At 63.9% G+C, this 14,770-nt stretch carries 18 protein-coding genes and 1 pseudogene; 12 read left to right on the forward strand and 7 right to left on the reverse strand.

What is annotated here, in order from left to right; translation table 11 throughout:
• The coding region (locus P8Y39_10590; protein MEJ2192773.1) for a PAS domain S-box protein at nucleotides 1–401 on the reverse strand (401 nt) is incomplete at its 3' end.
• A 154-nt stretch (nucleotides 402–555) separates the two neighbouring features.
• Entirely contained in the window at nucleotides 556–1,152 is a 597-nt protein-coding gene (locus P8Y39_10595; protein MEJ2192774.1) for a stage II sporulation protein M, read from the reverse strand.
• A gap of 199 nt (nucleotides 1,153–1,351) precedes the next feature.
• Between P8Y39_10595 and P8Y39_10600 the strand changes: the two genes are divergently transcribed.
• Nucleotides 1,352–2,140, forward strand: a complete 789-nt coding sequence (locus P8Y39_10600; protein MEJ2192775.1) for a zinc dependent phospholipase C family protein — start codon at nucleotides 1,352–1,354, stop codon at nucleotides 2,138–2,140.
• 7 nt (nucleotides 2,141–2,147) lie between these two features.
• Nucleotides 2,148–3,395, forward strand: coding sequence for a molybdopterin-binding protein (locus P8Y39_10605; GenBank protein ID MEJ2192776.1), 1,248 nt, complete (start codon nucleotides 2,148–2,150; stop codon nucleotides 3,393–3,395).
• A gap of 3 nt (nucleotides 3,396–3,398) precedes the next feature.
• Here the strand turns inward: P8Y39_10605 and P8Y39_10610 are convergent, their stop codons facing one another.
• Both P8Y39_10610 and P8Y39_10615 read right to left on the reverse strand, forming a co-directional pair.
• The gene (locus P8Y39_10610) at nucleotides 3,399–3,704 is read right to left on the reverse strand and encodes an MTH1187 family thiamine-binding protein (GenBank protein MEJ2192777.1); all 306 of its coding nucleotides are present in this window, start codon (nucleotides 3,702–3,704) and stop codon (nucleotides 3,399–3,401) included.
• Between the two features lie 315 nt (nucleotides 3,705–4,019).
• Nucleotides 4,020–4,292, reverse strand: a complete 273-nt coding sequence (locus tag P8Y39_10615; GenBank protein MEJ2192778.1) for an HU family DNA-binding protein — start codon at nucleotides 4,290–4,292, stop codon at nucleotides 4,020–4,022.
• Nucleotides 4,293–4,610: 318 nt separating this feature from the next.
• Here P8Y39_10615 and P8Y39_10620 point away from each other — a divergent pair, with 318 nt between their 5' ends.
• From P8Y39_10620 to P8Y39_10665, 10 genes are all read left to right on the forward strand, one after another.
• On the forward strand, nucleotides 4,611–5,099 hold the full coding sequence (locus P8Y39_10620) for an SIS domain-containing protein (GenBank protein ID MEJ2192779.1): 489 nt from the start codon (nucleotides 4,611–4,613) through the stop codon (nucleotides 5,097–5,099).
• Nucleotides 5,096–5,599 carry a crossover junction endodeoxyribonuclease RuvC gene (gene ruvC, locus P8Y39_10625; GenBank protein MEJ2192780.1) on the forward strand — a complete coding sequence of 168 codons (504 nt, stop codon included), beginning with the start codon at nucleotides 5,096–5,098 and terminating at the stop codon, nucleotides 5,597–5,599. The genes P8Y39_10620 and ruvC overlap by 4 nt, the downstream gene beginning before the upstream one ends.
• A complete protein-coding gene (ruvA, locus tag P8Y39_10630) occupies nucleotides 5,596–6,183 on the forward strand; it encodes a Holliday junction branch migration protein RuvA (protein ID MEJ2192781.1) in 588 nt (195 codons plus the stop codon). Before ruvC ends, ruvA begins: the two co-directional genes overlap by 4 nt.
• Nucleotides 6,170–7,186: a Holliday junction branch migration DNA helicase RuvB gene (gene ruvB, locus P8Y39_10635; protein MEJ2192782.1), complete on the forward strand. Its 1,017-nt coding sequence runs from the start codon at nucleotides 6,170–6,172 to the stop codon at nucleotides 7,184–7,186. The genes ruvA and ruvB overlap by 14 nt, the downstream gene beginning before the upstream one ends.
• Before the next feature lie 33 nt (nucleotides 7,187–7,219).
• Nucleotides 7,220–7,783, forward strand: a complete 564-nt coding sequence (locus tag P8Y39_10640) for a hypothetical protein (protein ID MEJ2192783.1) — start codon at nucleotides 7,220–7,222, stop codon at nucleotides 7,781–7,783.
• Nucleotides 7,784–7,843: 60 nt separating this feature from the next.
• Complete coding sequence (locus P8Y39_10645) at nucleotides 7,844–9,016, forward strand: MlaE family lipid ABC transporter permease subunit (GenBank protein ID MEJ2192784.1); 1,173 nt, start codon at nucleotides 7,844–7,846, stop codon at nucleotides 9,014–9,016.
• A gap of 3 nt (nucleotides 9,017–9,019) precedes the next feature.
• A complete protein-coding gene (locus tag P8Y39_10650) occupies nucleotides 9,020–9,823 on the forward strand; it encodes an ATP-binding cassette domain-containing protein (protein ID MEJ2192785.1) in 804 nt (267 codons plus the stop codon).
• Nucleotides 9,820–10,731: an MlaD family protein gene (locus P8Y39_10655; GenBank protein MEJ2192786.1), complete on the forward strand. Its 912-nt coding sequence runs from the start codon at nucleotides 9,820–9,822 to the stop codon at nucleotides 10,729–10,731. Before P8Y39_10650 ends, P8Y39_10655 begins: the two co-directional genes overlap by 4 nt.
• Entirely contained in the window at nucleotides 10,728–11,387 is a 660-nt protein-coding gene (locus P8Y39_10660) for an ABC-type transport auxiliary lipoprotein family protein (protein ID MEJ2192787.1), read from the forward strand. The genes P8Y39_10655 and P8Y39_10660 overlap by 4 nt, the downstream gene beginning before the upstream one ends.
• 68 nt (nucleotides 11,388–11,455) lie before the next feature.
• Nucleotides 11,456–11,698, forward strand: a complete 243-nt coding sequence (locus P8Y39_10665; GenBank protein ID MEJ2192788.1) for a hypothetical protein — start codon at nucleotides 11,456–11,458, stop codon at nucleotides 11,696–11,698.
• A gap of 20 nt (nucleotides 11,699–11,718) precedes the next feature.
• Here P8Y39_10665 and P8Y39_10670 read toward each other — a convergent pair whose 3' ends face one another.
• The 3 genes and pseudogenes from P8Y39_10670 to P8Y39_10680 form a co-directional block, all read right to left on the reverse strand.
• Entirely contained in the window at nucleotides 11,719–12,531 is an 813-nt protein-coding gene (locus P8Y39_10670; GenBank protein MEJ2192789.1) for an HAD-IIB family hydrolase, read from the reverse strand.
• Nucleotides 12,532–12,540: 9 nt separating this feature from the next.
• A complete protein-coding gene (locus P8Y39_10675) occupies nucleotides 12,541–13,839 on the reverse strand; it encodes a glycerate kinase (protein MEJ2192790.1) in 1,299 nt (432 codons plus the stop codon).
• 582 nt (nucleotides 13,840–14,421) lie between these two features.
• Nucleotides 14,422–14,565, reverse strand: a pseudogene (locus P8Y39_10680) (acylphosphatase).
• Nucleotides 14,566–14,770 lie beyond the last annotated feature (205 nt).

Raw genomic sequence — 14,770 nt, forward strand, 5'->3', positions numbered from 1 at the left:
TCGGAACCGTCCGCCCGCACCAGGCGGAGCTCGGCGTTTTGCCTGCCCCCTTTCTGCCACACATCCGTCAGGTGCCGGGCGGCAAGCTCCCGGTCCTCGGGGTGGATGAAATCCTCGATGCGGCGTCCCGTCTCCCCCGTGATGCCCAGCTGTGCTTCTCCGGCGGCGTTGACCTCCAGGATGACGCCCTGCCCGTCGAGGACCAGGCACCCCAGGGGCGCCCGTTCCCAGAAAAGCCTGTATCTGTCGAGAGATTCACGGCCATGGCCCTCGGCCCGCGAGCCCTCGCCGCGTTGGAGCTCCGGCGTCCCTTCCGGGCGCGGGCGCTCCGCCTCGTCCGCCATCCCGTGGGGACGGCGGTCAGCCTGCTGACCGCTGTCCTGCCGGCCGGATTCGCTCATGGGCGCAGAGGGGCGCCCCTCGTTCCGTTCCTCGGCAGGGGGAAGGTCGGCGCCGTCCTCACATCTTCTCCTTTCAGCCATGTGCTTCCCAAGGGAGTGGTAAGTACTTTCATATTAAGGTGTCCCCCGGGCTTTTGTAAACAGGGGCGGGAGCTCATGGATGCGGGGTGAGCCCGATGAGCAGGCCCTCGATGACGGCGGCGACGAGCAGGAGAGGGAGGACCAGGACGAGGAACACGCGGTAGGCCTTGTGGGCCCGCTCCCTGTAGGTTTCTTCCTTGTTGTGACGGAAGGGCCAGGCCCCCCGCCACAGCCCGATGCCCCAGGCCAGGAAGATGGCCGGAAACTCGAAAATACCGTGGGGCAGGAGCAAGGCGATGACCCCGAGGACACTGGACCCCTCCCCGGCTCCCGTCTTTATGACGAGTCCCACCAGGATGCCGTTTGAGAGCGCCCCGAGAAGCGGGACCAGTCCCAGGAGAATCCCCAGCCAGACGGACAGGAACGCGGCGAAGCTGTTGCGAAGGAAGATGAGCAGGATGAGAACCGGGATGCTTTGCCCGGAAAAGCCTTTGGCCAATTCCTTGAAGGACTGAAGCATGGAGGAGAACCGCTCGGAATAGGCCCCTCCCAGGATGGCGCCCACAAGAAAGACGGCAATGGCCGCGTAGATGAAGTTGCGGGCCTCCCCGGCGTCCGATATCGCCCGTCTCCAGGTGCCCGGGGGCTCGTTTGTGTTCGGGGAAATCATACTGTGCTCTGAATCACTTTCCCGGGGGTTCTTTTATTGCAGATTATAGCAGAGTAGCCGGTCCCGGGAAGGCAAGGAGCGCAGATGCCGGCGATGATAATTTCTAAGAGGTATGCTATACTTATATTGTTATCCGCATCCTTTCCGACACAAATGCCTGAAAAGCAAGAGTGCGGGAGGCACGAGGAGGCCTGTTGAATTGAACGCCAGAGCGGGAGCGCGCCGTAGAGGAATCCTTCGGAAACTTCTCTTCCTCATCCCCTTTGTTCTCATCCCGTCGTCGGCCTTTGCCTGGGGCCCTCTGACCCATGTCTATCTGGGCAGTGAGATATTCTACCTGAGCTCGCTTCTTCCGGGAGCCGTCTACGGGCTCATCAACAAGTTCCGGCAGGACTACCTTTACGGCAATATGATGGCCGACATGATTCTGGCCAAGCAGTATCTGCCTTACCACAAGCATCCGCACAGCTGGGAGGTGGCCGCGGGCATCATGGAGGCGGCGGACACCGAGGCCGAGCGAGCTTTCTCTCTGGGGTACATGAGCCACCTTGCGGCCGACACCGTCGCCCACGGCAGGCTGACCCGGGGAGCCCGGAACCTCAGGCACACCTTCCTGGAGCTTTCGGCCGACCGGCTCGTGGCAAGCGGTTACTGGTCGCGGGCCGTGGCCATCGACAGGAAGGTCCAGCTGCGGGGAGACGCGTTTCTGGAGCGCTCCCTGGAGAGCTTTATCTTCTCCTTCAATACGAACAAGAGGATATTCAAGGGGCTGGTGTTCCTTTCCGGCTTGAACAAGGATGGTTTCGGAAACCTGGCCGCGCTGGAGACCATCCGCTCCCGGAGGCTCGAGACCCTCAAGGGGCTGCACGCGGAGTCCCTGGACAGGATTGTGGACGTTCTGTCCAAGGGCGAGGATTCCGAGGTCCTGAAGAAAGACCCCATCGGGAAGATTCGGGGCGGGAAAGTTCTGAAGGCTTTCCTGAGCTGAGGCGGCCATGCGCGACATGCTGGGCAGAGGCCGGGCCCTGGGCGTGGCGGAGGCCCTGGGGCGCCTCCTGAAGGCCCTGCCGGATACCCTCCCTTCGGACGAAACAGTTCCCCTGCACGAGTCTTACGGCCGCGTTTTGAGTGCCGACGTGGTCTCCTCCGAGGATGTCCCGGGTTTCGACCGGTCGAGCATGGACGGGTACGCCGTGCGGGCCGCCGACACGTTCGGCGCCGGTGAGGGCGCTCCGGCCTACCTCAAGGTCGTCGGAGACATCCTCATGGGCGAGGAGCCTTCCTTCTCCCTTGGCGACGGGGAGGCCGCCGGGGTGGCAACGGGAGGGATGCTCCCCGGTGGGGCCGACGCAGTGCTCATGCACGAGCACGCCGAAGCCCTGGGGGCCGACATGCTGGAGGCACAGAGGGCCCTGGCCCCCGGGGAAAACGTCATCAGGCGGGGAGAGGATGTCGGGCGGGGGGAAACGGTCCTCGAGAAGGGCCGGGTGCTCAGGCCGCAGGACGTCTCGGTTCTGGCAAGCCTCGGGGTGACGGGGGTGGGCGTTTATGCTCGTCCCCGGGTCGCCATCGTCTCCACCGGCGACGAAATTGTGCCGCCTGAAAAGAAGCTCGGGCCGGGGCTCGTCCGGGACTCGAATTCATACAATCTTGCGGGAATGGTCCTGGGCGAGGGCGGGGAGCCCTTGAGGCTGGGCATAGTGCGGGACGAGGAAGGGCTTGTGCGCGAGACGGTGCAGCGAGCCGCGGAGCGGAGCCACATGGTCCTCATATCGGGCGGCAGCTCGGTGGGCGCCCGGGACCTGACGGAGCGGGTGGTGGCGGAGCTGGGAGAGGTCATCTTTCACTCGGTGGCCATGAAGCCCGGGAAGCCTCTTCTGGCGGGGCTCATAGCCGGCAGGCCCGTCTTCGGCCTCCCCGGGCATCCCCGGGCGGTCTCCGTCTGCTTCGAGCAGTTTGTAAGGCCCGTGCTCAGACGCCTCGCGGGGCGGAAGCCCCGTCCCTTCGAGGCCCTGAGCAGCGTGGTGAGGGCGAGGCTGGCCAAGGGTGTGCACTCCTCCCCCGGCAGGCAGGAGAATGTGCCCGTGGCCCTCCAGGACGTGGGGGGAGAGCTCTGGGCCACGCCGCTTCTGGGAAAGTCCGGCCTCATCAGCATGCTGGTCAGAGCCGACGGCACCCTCACCATACCGCTTCGGAAGGCGGGATACGAGAAGGACGAGCTGGTCGAAATCAGGCTCCCCTGAGAGCTACTTTCTGACCGCCCGGCCCAGTCTTTTCTCTATCGAGGCAACCTTCGTGGCAATCATGTCCGTGTGGCCCTTCCGGTCGTCGATGTGGATGGTCGTGATGGCCCTGTCCTGGCGGGACATGACGGCCTGGTGGCACTTCTTCACGAGGGCCATCACCGCGTCCCAGTCCCCCTCGATGATGGTCCCCATGGGCGTCAGTTTGTACGGCAGCCCGCTCCTGTCGATAATGTCGAGGACGTCTGAGATTTCCTTGCCGGCGCTGCTTCCGGAGCCCATGGGCACGATGGAGAGCTCTGCGAGCATGGCGGACCTCCTGGCGGAAAAAATAGCGGGAACCCACGGGCTCCCGCGTCATGATGTGAAAGAGTATACCGGCATGGTTTTGTTACTCCGGCGGAACGCTCTCCCGCCCCTGGGCTCCTCGGCGCCTGCCTGAAGACGCCGCCGGCGCGGTTGGCGAAAGGTTCTCGGCGGTCTCCCGGCTCCGCGACACCCCCACCTGAAAACGCCGTTCATGCGGTTGACGAAAGGTCCTCGGCTGCCCTGGTTCTTCGGCGCCCCTCTGAAACGCCGCCCGCATGGACCTCCGGGTACCCGAAGCGGCGGAGGCCGAGGCGTTTATCTGATGGCGTCCTTCAAGCTCTTGCCCGGCGTGAACTTGGGGGCCTTCTGTGCCGGTATCTTTATCTCATTCCCCGTCTGGGGATTTCTGCCCTTGCGCGCCTTCCTCTTTGTGACCGAGAAGGTCCCAAAGCCCACCAGAGTGACCTTCTGGTTTTTCTTCAGGGCCTTGGTTATGGCATCGAGAGCGGCATCAAGGCTCCTGCCAGCCTCGGCTTTGTTGAGGTCCGCCTCCTGCGCAATTTTCTCGACCAACTCGGCTTTTGTCATGGAAATCCCCCTTGGCTGAATAAATTAAAACGAAGGGCCTGTCGGGCCTGACATAAACTAAACGAAACAGGAGGGTTTGTCAAGACAAAAATTCCGCCGAAAGGCGAAAACAAAGGCTGTGCGGAGTTCTTTCGGGGTCCGTCCACGCCGGCGGAGGCGACGCGCCACGACCGTTTCTTCGAAGGAGCCCGCCGCCTCGAGAATGAGCGGTTTTCCGCCGCGGCGAGGGCTGTCCGCCCCCGGCCGTCGCCTTTACTTTGTTCTCGGGGATATCTCATAATAGCGAAACTTCGGGGCGGGGGCGGGACCGGAACATCGATGAGAGAGAAAATTCTCAAAGCCTTTCAGGACAGCGTCAAGGTCAAGGAGCGGTTCGTGCAGGAGAACCTCGAGGCCATCGCCGAGGCGGCGAGGCTCATAGCGGATACGTTCAACAAAGGCGGAAAGCTCTTTCTCTTCGGCAACGGAGGCAGCTCCACGGACGCTTCGCACATAACGGCCGAGTTCGTGGGCAGGTTCAAGAAGGAAAGGCCGGGCCTGCCGGCCATCTCCCTCAACACCGACATGGCCACCATCACCTGTGTGGCCAACGACTACGATTATTCGGAGGTTTTCGCCCGCCAGCTCAAGGCCCTGTCGAGTGAAGGGGACGTGGTCATCGCCCTCAGCACGAGCGGAGGCTCGCCCAACGTTCTGAAGAGAAAGAGCTTTCCGCCTTTGTTGAACGTATCCGCTATGAGCCTCGCCGCCTCGGCGATGGCCCCTCGGACACGTCCTGTGCCAGATGGTCGAGGAGATCCTCTTTGAGGCTCCCCGAAAGAAATAGCACCCGCATCCTGGGCATCGATCCGGGAAGCCGCTCCTGCGGATATGGAATCATAGACGCCGACGGCCGGTACGTCTGCTCGGGCAGGGTCGTCCCCGGGGCGGGCAGTCCCCTTCACGTCAGGCTCAAGGAGCTGCACGAGGGGCTGGACGAGGTCATCCGGGAGTTCGGCCCGGAGGAGGCCGTGGTGGAGAAGGTCTTCTTTGCCAAAAGCGCACGGAGCGCTCTGAGCCTGGGCCACGCCCGGGGAATAGCCCTTCTGGCGGCGGCCGCCGGCGGCCTTGCGGTCCACGAGTACTCCGCCCTGGAGGTGAAGAAGGCGGTTACGGGGTACGGGAGGGCGGAAAAAAGGCAGGTGGAGGAGATGGTCAAAAGGGTGCTGGGCATCGACGTGGCTCTTTCCACCGACGGCGCGGACGCCCTGGCCCTGGCCGTCTGCCACCGGAACAGGGCCTGGCTCACGGCGGTGGGGGGCCGGTGATCGGCACCCTGAGAGGGGCCCTCGCGGCCAAGAGCCCGGCGCACGTTATCGTGGAGGCCGGAGGGGTGGGCTACCAGGTGATTGTTCCCCTGAGCACCCTCTCGGAGCTTCCCCCCGAGGGAACGGCCGTTTTTCTCCACATCCATACCCATGTGCGCGAAGACGCGCTTCAGCTTTACGGGTTTGCCGACGAGGGGCAGAAAAGGGTCTTCATGACGCTGCTCGGTATCTCGGGCATCGGGCCGAGGCTTGCCCTGAATATCGTCTCGAGCATCCCTCACGAGGAGTTTCTCCGCGCGGTGGAGGCCGAGGACGTGGAGCGCCTGAGCCGGGTGCCCGGCCTGGGGAAGAAAAGCTCTCACCGGATTATCCTGGAGCTCAGGGGGAAGCTCCCCACCCTGGGGGGACCGAGGGAGGACAGGGACGCCGGGGACGCCGTCAGCGCCCTGGTGAACCTGGGCTACAGGAAGACCGACGCCCAGAAGGCGGTGGAGCGGGCCCGGGCCGCCGGTCACGAGGACATAGAGACGATGCTCCGGGAAGCGCTAAAATATCTCTCGGCGGGACGCGATGAAAAGGGTTGACGACAGGGCGACCAATCCCGACATAAGGGAGGACGACTCCCCGTACGAATCGAGTCTCCGTCCCCGGACCCTTGCGGAGTTCGTGGGACAAGAGAAACTGGTGAGCAACCTCTCCATCTTCATCGAGGCCGCCCGGAAGCGGGACGAGCCTCTGGACCACGTGCTTTTCCACGGCCCGCCGGGCCTGGGAAAGACCACCCTGGCCCATATCATAGCCTCGGAAATGAACGTCGGCATCAAGGCGACCTCGGGGCCCGTCCTGGAGAGGGCGGGCGACCTGGCCGCCATACTGACGAACCTCTCGGACCATGATATCCTGTTCATAGACGAGGTCCACCGTATGGCCCGGGTGGTCGAAGAGGTGCTGTACCCGGCCATGGAGGATTTCCAGCTGGACATCATCATCGGGCAGGGCCCCAACGCCCGGACGCTGAAGCTGAACCTCCCGAGGTTCACGCTCATCGGCGCGACGACCCGGACGGGGCTTTTGACCTCGCCCCTGAGGGCGCGGTTCGGGGTGCTGCACAGGCTGGAGTTTTACGGACCGGAGGACCTGAGGCGGATAGTGCTCCGCTCGGCCCGCCTCCTGGGCACACAGGTGCAGGAGGAGGCCGCTCTGGAGATTGCCCGCCGCTCCCGGGGGACGCCGAGAATCGCCAACCGGCTCCTGAGGAGAGTGCGGGACTTCGCGGAGGTCAAGGGCGACGGAACCGTCGGGCTTCCGATAGCCCGACAGTCGCTGGACGCCCTGGAGGTGGATGAGAAGGGACTGGATTTCATGGACAGGATGCTCCTGGGGACCATCATCGAGAAATTCGAGGGCGGTCCGGTGGGCCTGGAGACCCTTTCGGCGGCCCTGCACGAGGAAAAGGATACCATCGAGGACGTCTACGAGCCCTATCTCCTTCAACTGGGCCTTCTCGAGCGGACGCCCCGCGGAAGGTGCGCCACCAGGGGAGCTTACGAGCACATGGGGATACGCACTCCCGAGTCGCTTTTTTAAGATATCTCAGCCGGCGAAAAGAGAGACCTCCTGATGGTTTCCACGCGCGGGGCCCGGGGACGTTGTGCTTTGTGGAAAGCGCTCTGTGCCCTGCTGCTTGTGGCCGTGCTTCAGCTCATCACTCTCGGGTGCCGGGAAGAAAAGCCGCTCGGCGATGGAGCGGCCCGGTTCAAGAAGGAGGTGCTTGGGGAGATGGACCGCCTGGCCGAATCTTTCACTTTACCCGTGGCGGCGGGGGACGAACGGAAGGTGCAGGCCCTCCTTGCGACAACGGAGACCAGGTTGGATGGTCAGCCCTTCGGCCTGACCATCCTCAATGCAAACGGCGTCACCCTGGCCAGCACCCTCCGGGACGAGGGGGCGGAGGCCCTGAACTTTTCCCGGTACCGCGCCGTCTCCCGCGCGCTCAAGGAAGGAAGGGTCGTCCACCAGATGCTTTACATGCAGCAGGGGCCGGAGCTGTACGTGGTGTGTGCCCCTCTTTTTGAGGCGGGAGAGATACAGGGCGTCCTGGCCATCTCTTTCGACTCCTCCGAGGTGAAGGACAGGTGGGGAATCTCTGAGGAAGAGTTCCTGAGCATGGATTTCAAAAGATAGCTGCCACGCGTCCTTTCCTCACGCGGCGGGGATGGACGGGCAGCCTTTTGCGGCCTTTTCATGAAAGAGAACAACGGCGCCGGTACCTATGAAATAGGGGTTGAAGGCGAGAGGGGCGGAAGCGTGGCCTTCTTCCTCTCGGGCCGCTTGGATATCGCCAACCTGGAGAGCGTGGCGGCGGAGCTGGAGGAGCGCTTGAGGGAAATGCGTCCCCGGAGACTTTCCGTGGACCTCGCGGGCCTCGACTATATGGACAGCACGGGCGCGCTTGCCTTGATAAGGCTGGAGGAGGGATGCGGGAGGAACGGGGTTCCGGTGGATTTCCTGAACATGAGGCCCGAGGCGAAGGGCGTGCTGGAGCTTATCGACCCCGAAACGCTCCGGACGGGGCCGCTTATCCCCATGGAGTCCCCCTTCGGCCCTCTCGAGCGGCTGGGGGACCTGAGCACACGGGACATGAGGGGTCTCGCGGAGGGGCTTATTTTTCTGGGTGCTCTCCTCAAGGAGATTTTCTCCGTCGTTCTCCGTCCCTGGACCCTCCGCTGGCGGGATGTGCTTTTTTCCCTGAAAAGGGCGGGGCTGACCGGCGTGCCCATAGTGGGCCTCATCGGCTTTCTCATGGGCCTTATCGTGGCCTTCCTGTCGGCCATCCAGCTTCAGGAGTTCGGGGCGGACATCTTCGTGGCCTCCCTGGTGGCCATCGGCATCGTGCGGGAGCTCGGGCCCATCATGACCGCCATCGTGGTGGCAGGGCGCTCGGGGTCCGCCTACGCGGCCGAGATAGGCACCATGCAGGTCAACGACGAAGTGGACGCTCTGGTGACGATGGGTTTCGAGCCCGTGCGTTTTCTGGCCGTTCCCAAGGTCCTGGCCACCATGGCGGCGGTTCCTCTGCTGACCGTCTATGCCGATTTGGCCGGTATCCTCGGGGGCCTGTTCATCGGCGTCATAGGCCTTGACGTCACGGCGTCGGCCTACCTGGAGCAGACGAGGGGCAGCATATACGTCATTGATATGACCACGAGCCTGGTTAAAGCGGTCGTGTTCGCCTTCATCATAGCGGCAGTGGGCTGCCACAGGGGCTTCCGGGTCCGCGGCGGGGCCGAGGAGGTGGGGGCAGCCACAACGTCGGCGGTCGTGGCCGCCATCTTCTTCATTATCGTGGTCGATGCCGTCTTCGCGGTGGTGCTGCACTACGCGGGCTGGGAGCAGAGCCTGGCCTATATCCCGTAGGAAATGAGCGAGAAGAGTCCCCTCATAGAGGTAAGGGACGTCTCTTTCGGCTTCGGGGAAGAGGCCGTCCTGCGCGACGTGCGTTTCAGCGTGGCGGAGGGAGAGATATTCGCCATCCTCGGGGCAAGCGGCTCGGGGAAGTCGACGCTCATGAAGCTCATGGTGGGCCTTCTCAAGCCCGACGAGGGGCACGTGCTCATCCACGGAGAGGCCCTGTGCTGCGCTCCATCCGAGAGGCAGAGGGAGCTCAAGAGGGGAATAGGGGTGCTCTTTCAGTCTGGGGCGCTTTTCGGCTCCATGACGGTGGGAGAGAACGTCGCCCTTCCTCTGGAGGAATATACGAACCTGTCCCCGGCATCCATCAGGGAAGCGGTCAGGATGAAGCTTGCCATGGTGGGCCTGGCGCGCTACGAGAACCATCTTCCCTCGGAGCTTTCCGGCGGGATGCAGAAGCGGGCGGGGCTGGCCAGGGCGATGGCCCTGGACCCGGCCGTGCTTTTTTTCGATGAGCCCTCGGCCGGGCTCGACCCCCTCCTGTCGGCGGAAATCGACGACATGATACGCAGCATCAACGCCATGGGCACCACCATAGTCATCGTGACCCACGAGCTCCTGTCCATTCTGGCCGTCGCCGAGAGGGTGGTGATGCTCGATGAGGAAGAACGGGGTATAATTGCGGAAGGCGACCCCCGGCAGCTCAAGGAGAGCGCTTCGGACCCGCGCGTGTGGTGCTTCTTCAACCGCCGGGGCGAACAGGCAAGGGAAGGAAAGGCAAAGTGCCCAGGGAGAAGACTTCGAAATTCATGATAGGGCTCTTCGTGGTCCTTGGCGTTGCCATTGGCGCCGGCACCATCGTCTGGATAGGGGCATCCCGGTATTTCGAGGAAGGCAGGAAATACGCGGCCTATTTCGACGAGTCCGTTCAGGGCCTGCGGGTGGACTCGCCGGTGAAGTACCGGGGGGTGGAGGTGGGAAGGGTCAACGCCATTCGCATCTCTCCCGACAACAGGCTGGTCGAGGTGGTGATGACCGTCAACCTCCAGGGGGACCTCACGAAGGACACCGTGGCCCAGCTCGCGCCGGTGGGTATCACGGGCCTGGTCTTCATCGAGCTGGACCGCCGTAAGAGGGGCGAGGAGCTGGAGGTCTCCAAAATCACCTTTCCCACGGAACAGCCCATGATTCCCACCCGCCGGTCCGAGCGCGAGAAGCTCAAGGCCGAAGCGGAGAGGATTCTCTCAGAGCTCCGGCAGATAGATTTGGTGGGCGTCTCCCGGCAGTTCAAGGAGACCGCGCTGGCGGTCGAGGAGTTTCTCTCCAACAAGCAGATGAAGCGCATGGTGAGCAACCTGGAGAACACCTCCGCCCAACTGGACAGGACCATGACGGCCATCGGCGACGCGGTGGAGCAAGGCAAGGTCGCGGCCGTGCTTGACGAGACACATGCGACGCTGTCCGACGCCCGGACCCTCATCGCCGAGGCCCGCAAGGAGATGGCGGCCCTGAAGCTCGGGCAGACCTCCGAGGAGGCCAGGGACCTGGTGGAAGGCCTTCGGCAGAGGACGGGGGCAATTTCCTCCGACATGACCATCACGGCCGAGAACCTGAGGCGGGCCTCGCAAAGGCTGGAGAGGCTGCTCATGGAGCTCAGCCAGGACCCCTCGGCGCTCATATTCGGCGAGCAGCCGCCTCCGGCCCGACAGAGGGAGCAATGAGAAGGCTTGGGGCGGGAAAGAAATACATGGGCAGGCTGGCCGTCCTCCTTTTGGCCGTCCTCCCCCTCCTCGGGTGCTTTCCTTCACGGAAGCCCCCGGTCCTGGTGAAGGAGTATGTCCTTGAGTACGCGCCTCCGTCTTTTGAGGGGAGAGTACGGATTCCGGTGGAGATAAAAGTGCAGAGGTTCGGGGCCTCCCGCGGGACGGATACCCCGCAGATGGTCTTCACGCCCGGCCCCTATGAGCGGAAAGCATATAATTACCACCGCTGGATGGTGCCTCCGGCCGACATGGTCACGGACTACCTGACGCGGGACCTCCAGGGGTCGGGCCTCTTGGAGGCGGTCTTCTCGTGGACGGAGGCCGAGCAGGCCCGTTTTGTCCTGACCGGCGGCGTGGAGAAGTTTCTGGAGGTGGACGCCCCAGAGGGGGAGGCCAGGAAGGCGGTTCTCGTGGTAAACGTTACGTTCCTGGATACCTCCCGGAAAGAGATACCCGAGAGGGTGCTGTTTCAGAAGACCTACCGGGAGACGCGGGAACTTCGGGCGAAAAGCCCCGCGGGGCTCGCCGGGGCCATGAGCGAGGCCATGAGGGCTTTCTCCAAGGCACTCATCCAGGACGTCTACCGGGCCGCCCGGGCACGTGTTGAGCCTTGACTTTCCCCGTCCCGGCCTGTTAGAAAAAAGGCTACCCATCCAAGACCGGTAAAGGGGAGTTTCGGCATATGAACGAGTACGAAGGGCTTTCCGCCGAGGAACTGAGGACGACCCTCAGAAGGCTGCGCGGGGACCTCCAGGACCTGGAGGAAACATTCAATTTCAACCTCACGCATACGCAGGCCCACCTGGCCCGCTCCGCCGTTGTGGAGCACGAGACGGAGCTGAACGAATACCGGGAGAAGATAGTCCGCGTTCTGGAGGCGTTGAACAGGCTCGGGCAACCGGAGGAGCAAAGCGGAAACGCCTGATGTCCCGCCCCCCGGGGGGCTTACCCGAGTCTCTCGATGAGGTCCAGGACCGCCCTGTTCCAGCCCTCCGGTCCCACGCCCTCCGCCATGATAAGGCCCGGCACCGAGACACCCCGATGGTGCCCGCCGTCCTCCCGCTCGAGGAGGACCGGGTAGTCCGCCTCGCGGAGCATGGGCTCGTCGGCGGGGCTGTCGCCCAGAGCAATGGAGAGCACCTCGCCCACGTGCTCCCTGTAAAGTCCGATGAGCACCCTGGTGGCTGCGCCCTTGTCCGTTTCTCCCGTCAGGTGGTAGAAACGTCCCTGGGAGATGTGCAGCCCCAGGCCCGAGACGGCCTCGCGGAGCCGCTCGAAATCTTCCCCCTCATAGAGGAAGGGCTCGTCGAAGTGCCTCTTCAGAGTGAGGCGTGCTTCTTCTTCCGAGAGGCCGGTGAGGCGGGCCACCTCCTTGGCGTCCATGTCGCCGAAGCCCCTGATGGGAAAGCCTTCCTCCCTGAGCTGGCGGAGCGCCTGCCTCAGGACGTGATAAGACGCACCCAGGGTGATGGCCTCGTAGCCGTCCTTCACCGAGAGGGCGTAGCCCCGGATGCCCCCCTTGAAGTATCCCTTGGGGACATAGATGCCCCCGCCGTTTTCCGCGATGAAAGGGTCTTCGTTGGCGAGCTTCTTCCGGTAGACCTCTATCTCGGCCTTGGTCTTGCTTGAGACGACGACCAGCGGCATGTCCCTTTCCTTGAGGGCCTTCAGGGCCGGAAGCGCGGGCTCGAAGGAGTAGGTCCCGCGGGTAAGGAGGGTTTCGTCAAGGTCCGTAAAAACGATTATCTTTTTCCGCACGCAGGACTCTCAGGTAAGCAGGATGACCTGGACATCCATGACGTTTGTACCCGTGGGACCGGTGACCAGAAGGCCGCCGGCCTTGTGGAAGAATGTATAGGAGTCGTTCTTTCTCAGGCAGGCCTCGGGGTCGATGCCCTTTGCCCGGGCCCGCGGCACCGTGCGGCCGTCCACCACGGCTCCCGCGGCGTCGGTGGGGCCGTCGGTGCCGTCGGTGCCGGCGGAGAGCATGGTTATGCCCTCGGCATTTTCCACCATGAGGGCGAACCCGAGGGCCATGTGCATGTTCCGGCCGCCTTTGCCCGGACCCCTGACCACGACGGTGGTCTCCCCGCCGGATATGAGGGCGGCCGGGCGCTCCCTTGTCTCCTGGGCTTTCTCGAGGAGCCACCGGGCGGTCTCTGAGACGTCGCCCTGGAGGGTGTCGGTGAGGACCTCGGCTCGAAACCCTTTCTCCCGGGCTTTCCTCCGGGCCTGTTCAAGGGCCGAGCGGTTGTTGCTGACGATGATGTTTTCCACCTTCGCAAAGACGGGGTCGTCCATCTTGGGTGTTTCGGGGACCTCTCCGCGGCTCCCCTTCTCAAGAAAGGCCTTTACGCCGGGAGGCGCCGATATGCGATACTTCTCCAAGACGGCCAGGGCATCCCCGTAGGTGGAGGCGTCCGGCGCGGTGGGCCCGCTTGCGATGACATCCAGCGGGTCGCCCACGACGTCCGAGACGATGAGCGAGACGACCCCGGCAGGATGGGCCATGCGGGCAAGTCTTCCTCCTTTTACGCGGGAGACGTGCTTGCGCACGGCGTTCAGCTCCCTGATATCCGCCCCCGAGCGAAGGAGGGCGTTGGTCAGCTCCTGTTTCTCCTCAAGCGAGACGCCCTCCTGAGGGGCCGTAAGCAGGGCCGAGCCGCCGCCCGAGATGAGGCAGACGACCAGAGTGTCTTCGTCGGCCTTTTCGAGGAGGCGGGCAAGCTCCGAGGCAGCCCTGAGGCCGTGCTTGTCCGGCACGGGGTGTCCGGCCTCGCGCAGGCGGACCCTGTCCCGGAGAAGCCCGGGAGAGACTCCCTTCAGTGCCCCGTGCTTCGTGATGGCCACCCCCTCGGCCACGATGTCGCCCAGGGTATCCTCGATGGCTTTGACCATGGGCACCGAGGCTTTCCCGAAGCCGGCCACGAAGAGACGCTTGAAGCCTCCCTTCTCATAGGCATCGCGGATTCTCCGTGCCTTGTCCTCGACGGCCCGGTAGGGGTCCGCCGCCTCGAGGGCGGCCCGGAATATCTCCTCAGCGGTCTTCTTCGGGTCCTCGCGCATAGGCAAAGTATATCAGTCTCCCCTGGTGAGCAGAAGGCGGGCCACCTCTTGCTGGGCCGCGGGAGAGGGCCAGTAGGCATGGATGCGGCATCCCGACGCACCGGCCTGCTCCAGGAGGGAGGGGCTCCCGAAGGAGATGAAAACCCCGGCCCTGTCAGCGAGGGCCGCGAGGCACGTCCGCACCCAGGGCGCGGGGCCTCCTTTCCAGGCCCGGACCGGGGAGAAGACAGCCACCACCGTCTCCTTGCCGGGGTCGAGGCGGTTAAAATCAATCCCTTCCCGGCCCCGTAGGGCCAGGTAGCCCGAGAGGCTCCCCGACAGGCCGGAAACCAGCTCGCGGGCCGGGTCTTCGTCATCGTCGCTCAGGATTATGAGGAAGGGCTTCCTCAGCGCGGGGACCGAACCCTCTACCCGTACGGCCTCCCGAGCGAGTCTCTCGGAGAGGGCGGGGTCGAAGGACGGCCTCTCCGCGGAGGGCGCCCGGGGGAGGTCCCGCCTGAAGCGGACGACCCTGTCCTGTTGTGTGGGGGAGATTGCGGCTTCCGCGAGGCTGTGGATGAGTGCCTCGGGGTCCCGTGGGTGAAGCAGGATGTCCACGCCGGCGGACGTGTTGCGAACCCAGCCCGTCAACTGCAAGCGCTGCGCCAGTCCATGCACGAAGGGACGGAAACCGACCCCCTGCACGACTCCGTCGACGTGAATGCGTGCGCCTCGAATCTCACTCATCGGAGACAGCCTCTCGCCGAGAACGACTCCCGAGTGGTTTCCTCAGGAAGCCTTTGATTCATGCTCCGAATCCTCCTGGGGCGCGGCCGCATCCGTTGATGCGGCTCCCCGACGGTGTGATTCCGTCATTTCCGTTACCCAATCCATCCATTCGGCCAAACCTTCTTCCGTGCGGCAGGACAGTGGAAAGGTCACCAAATCCGGG

It is taken from the genome of Nitrospirota bacterium (assembly GCA_037386965.1).
Lineage (GTDB): Bacteria > Nitrospirota > Thermodesulfovibrionia > Thermodesulfovibrionales > JdFR-86 > JARRLN01.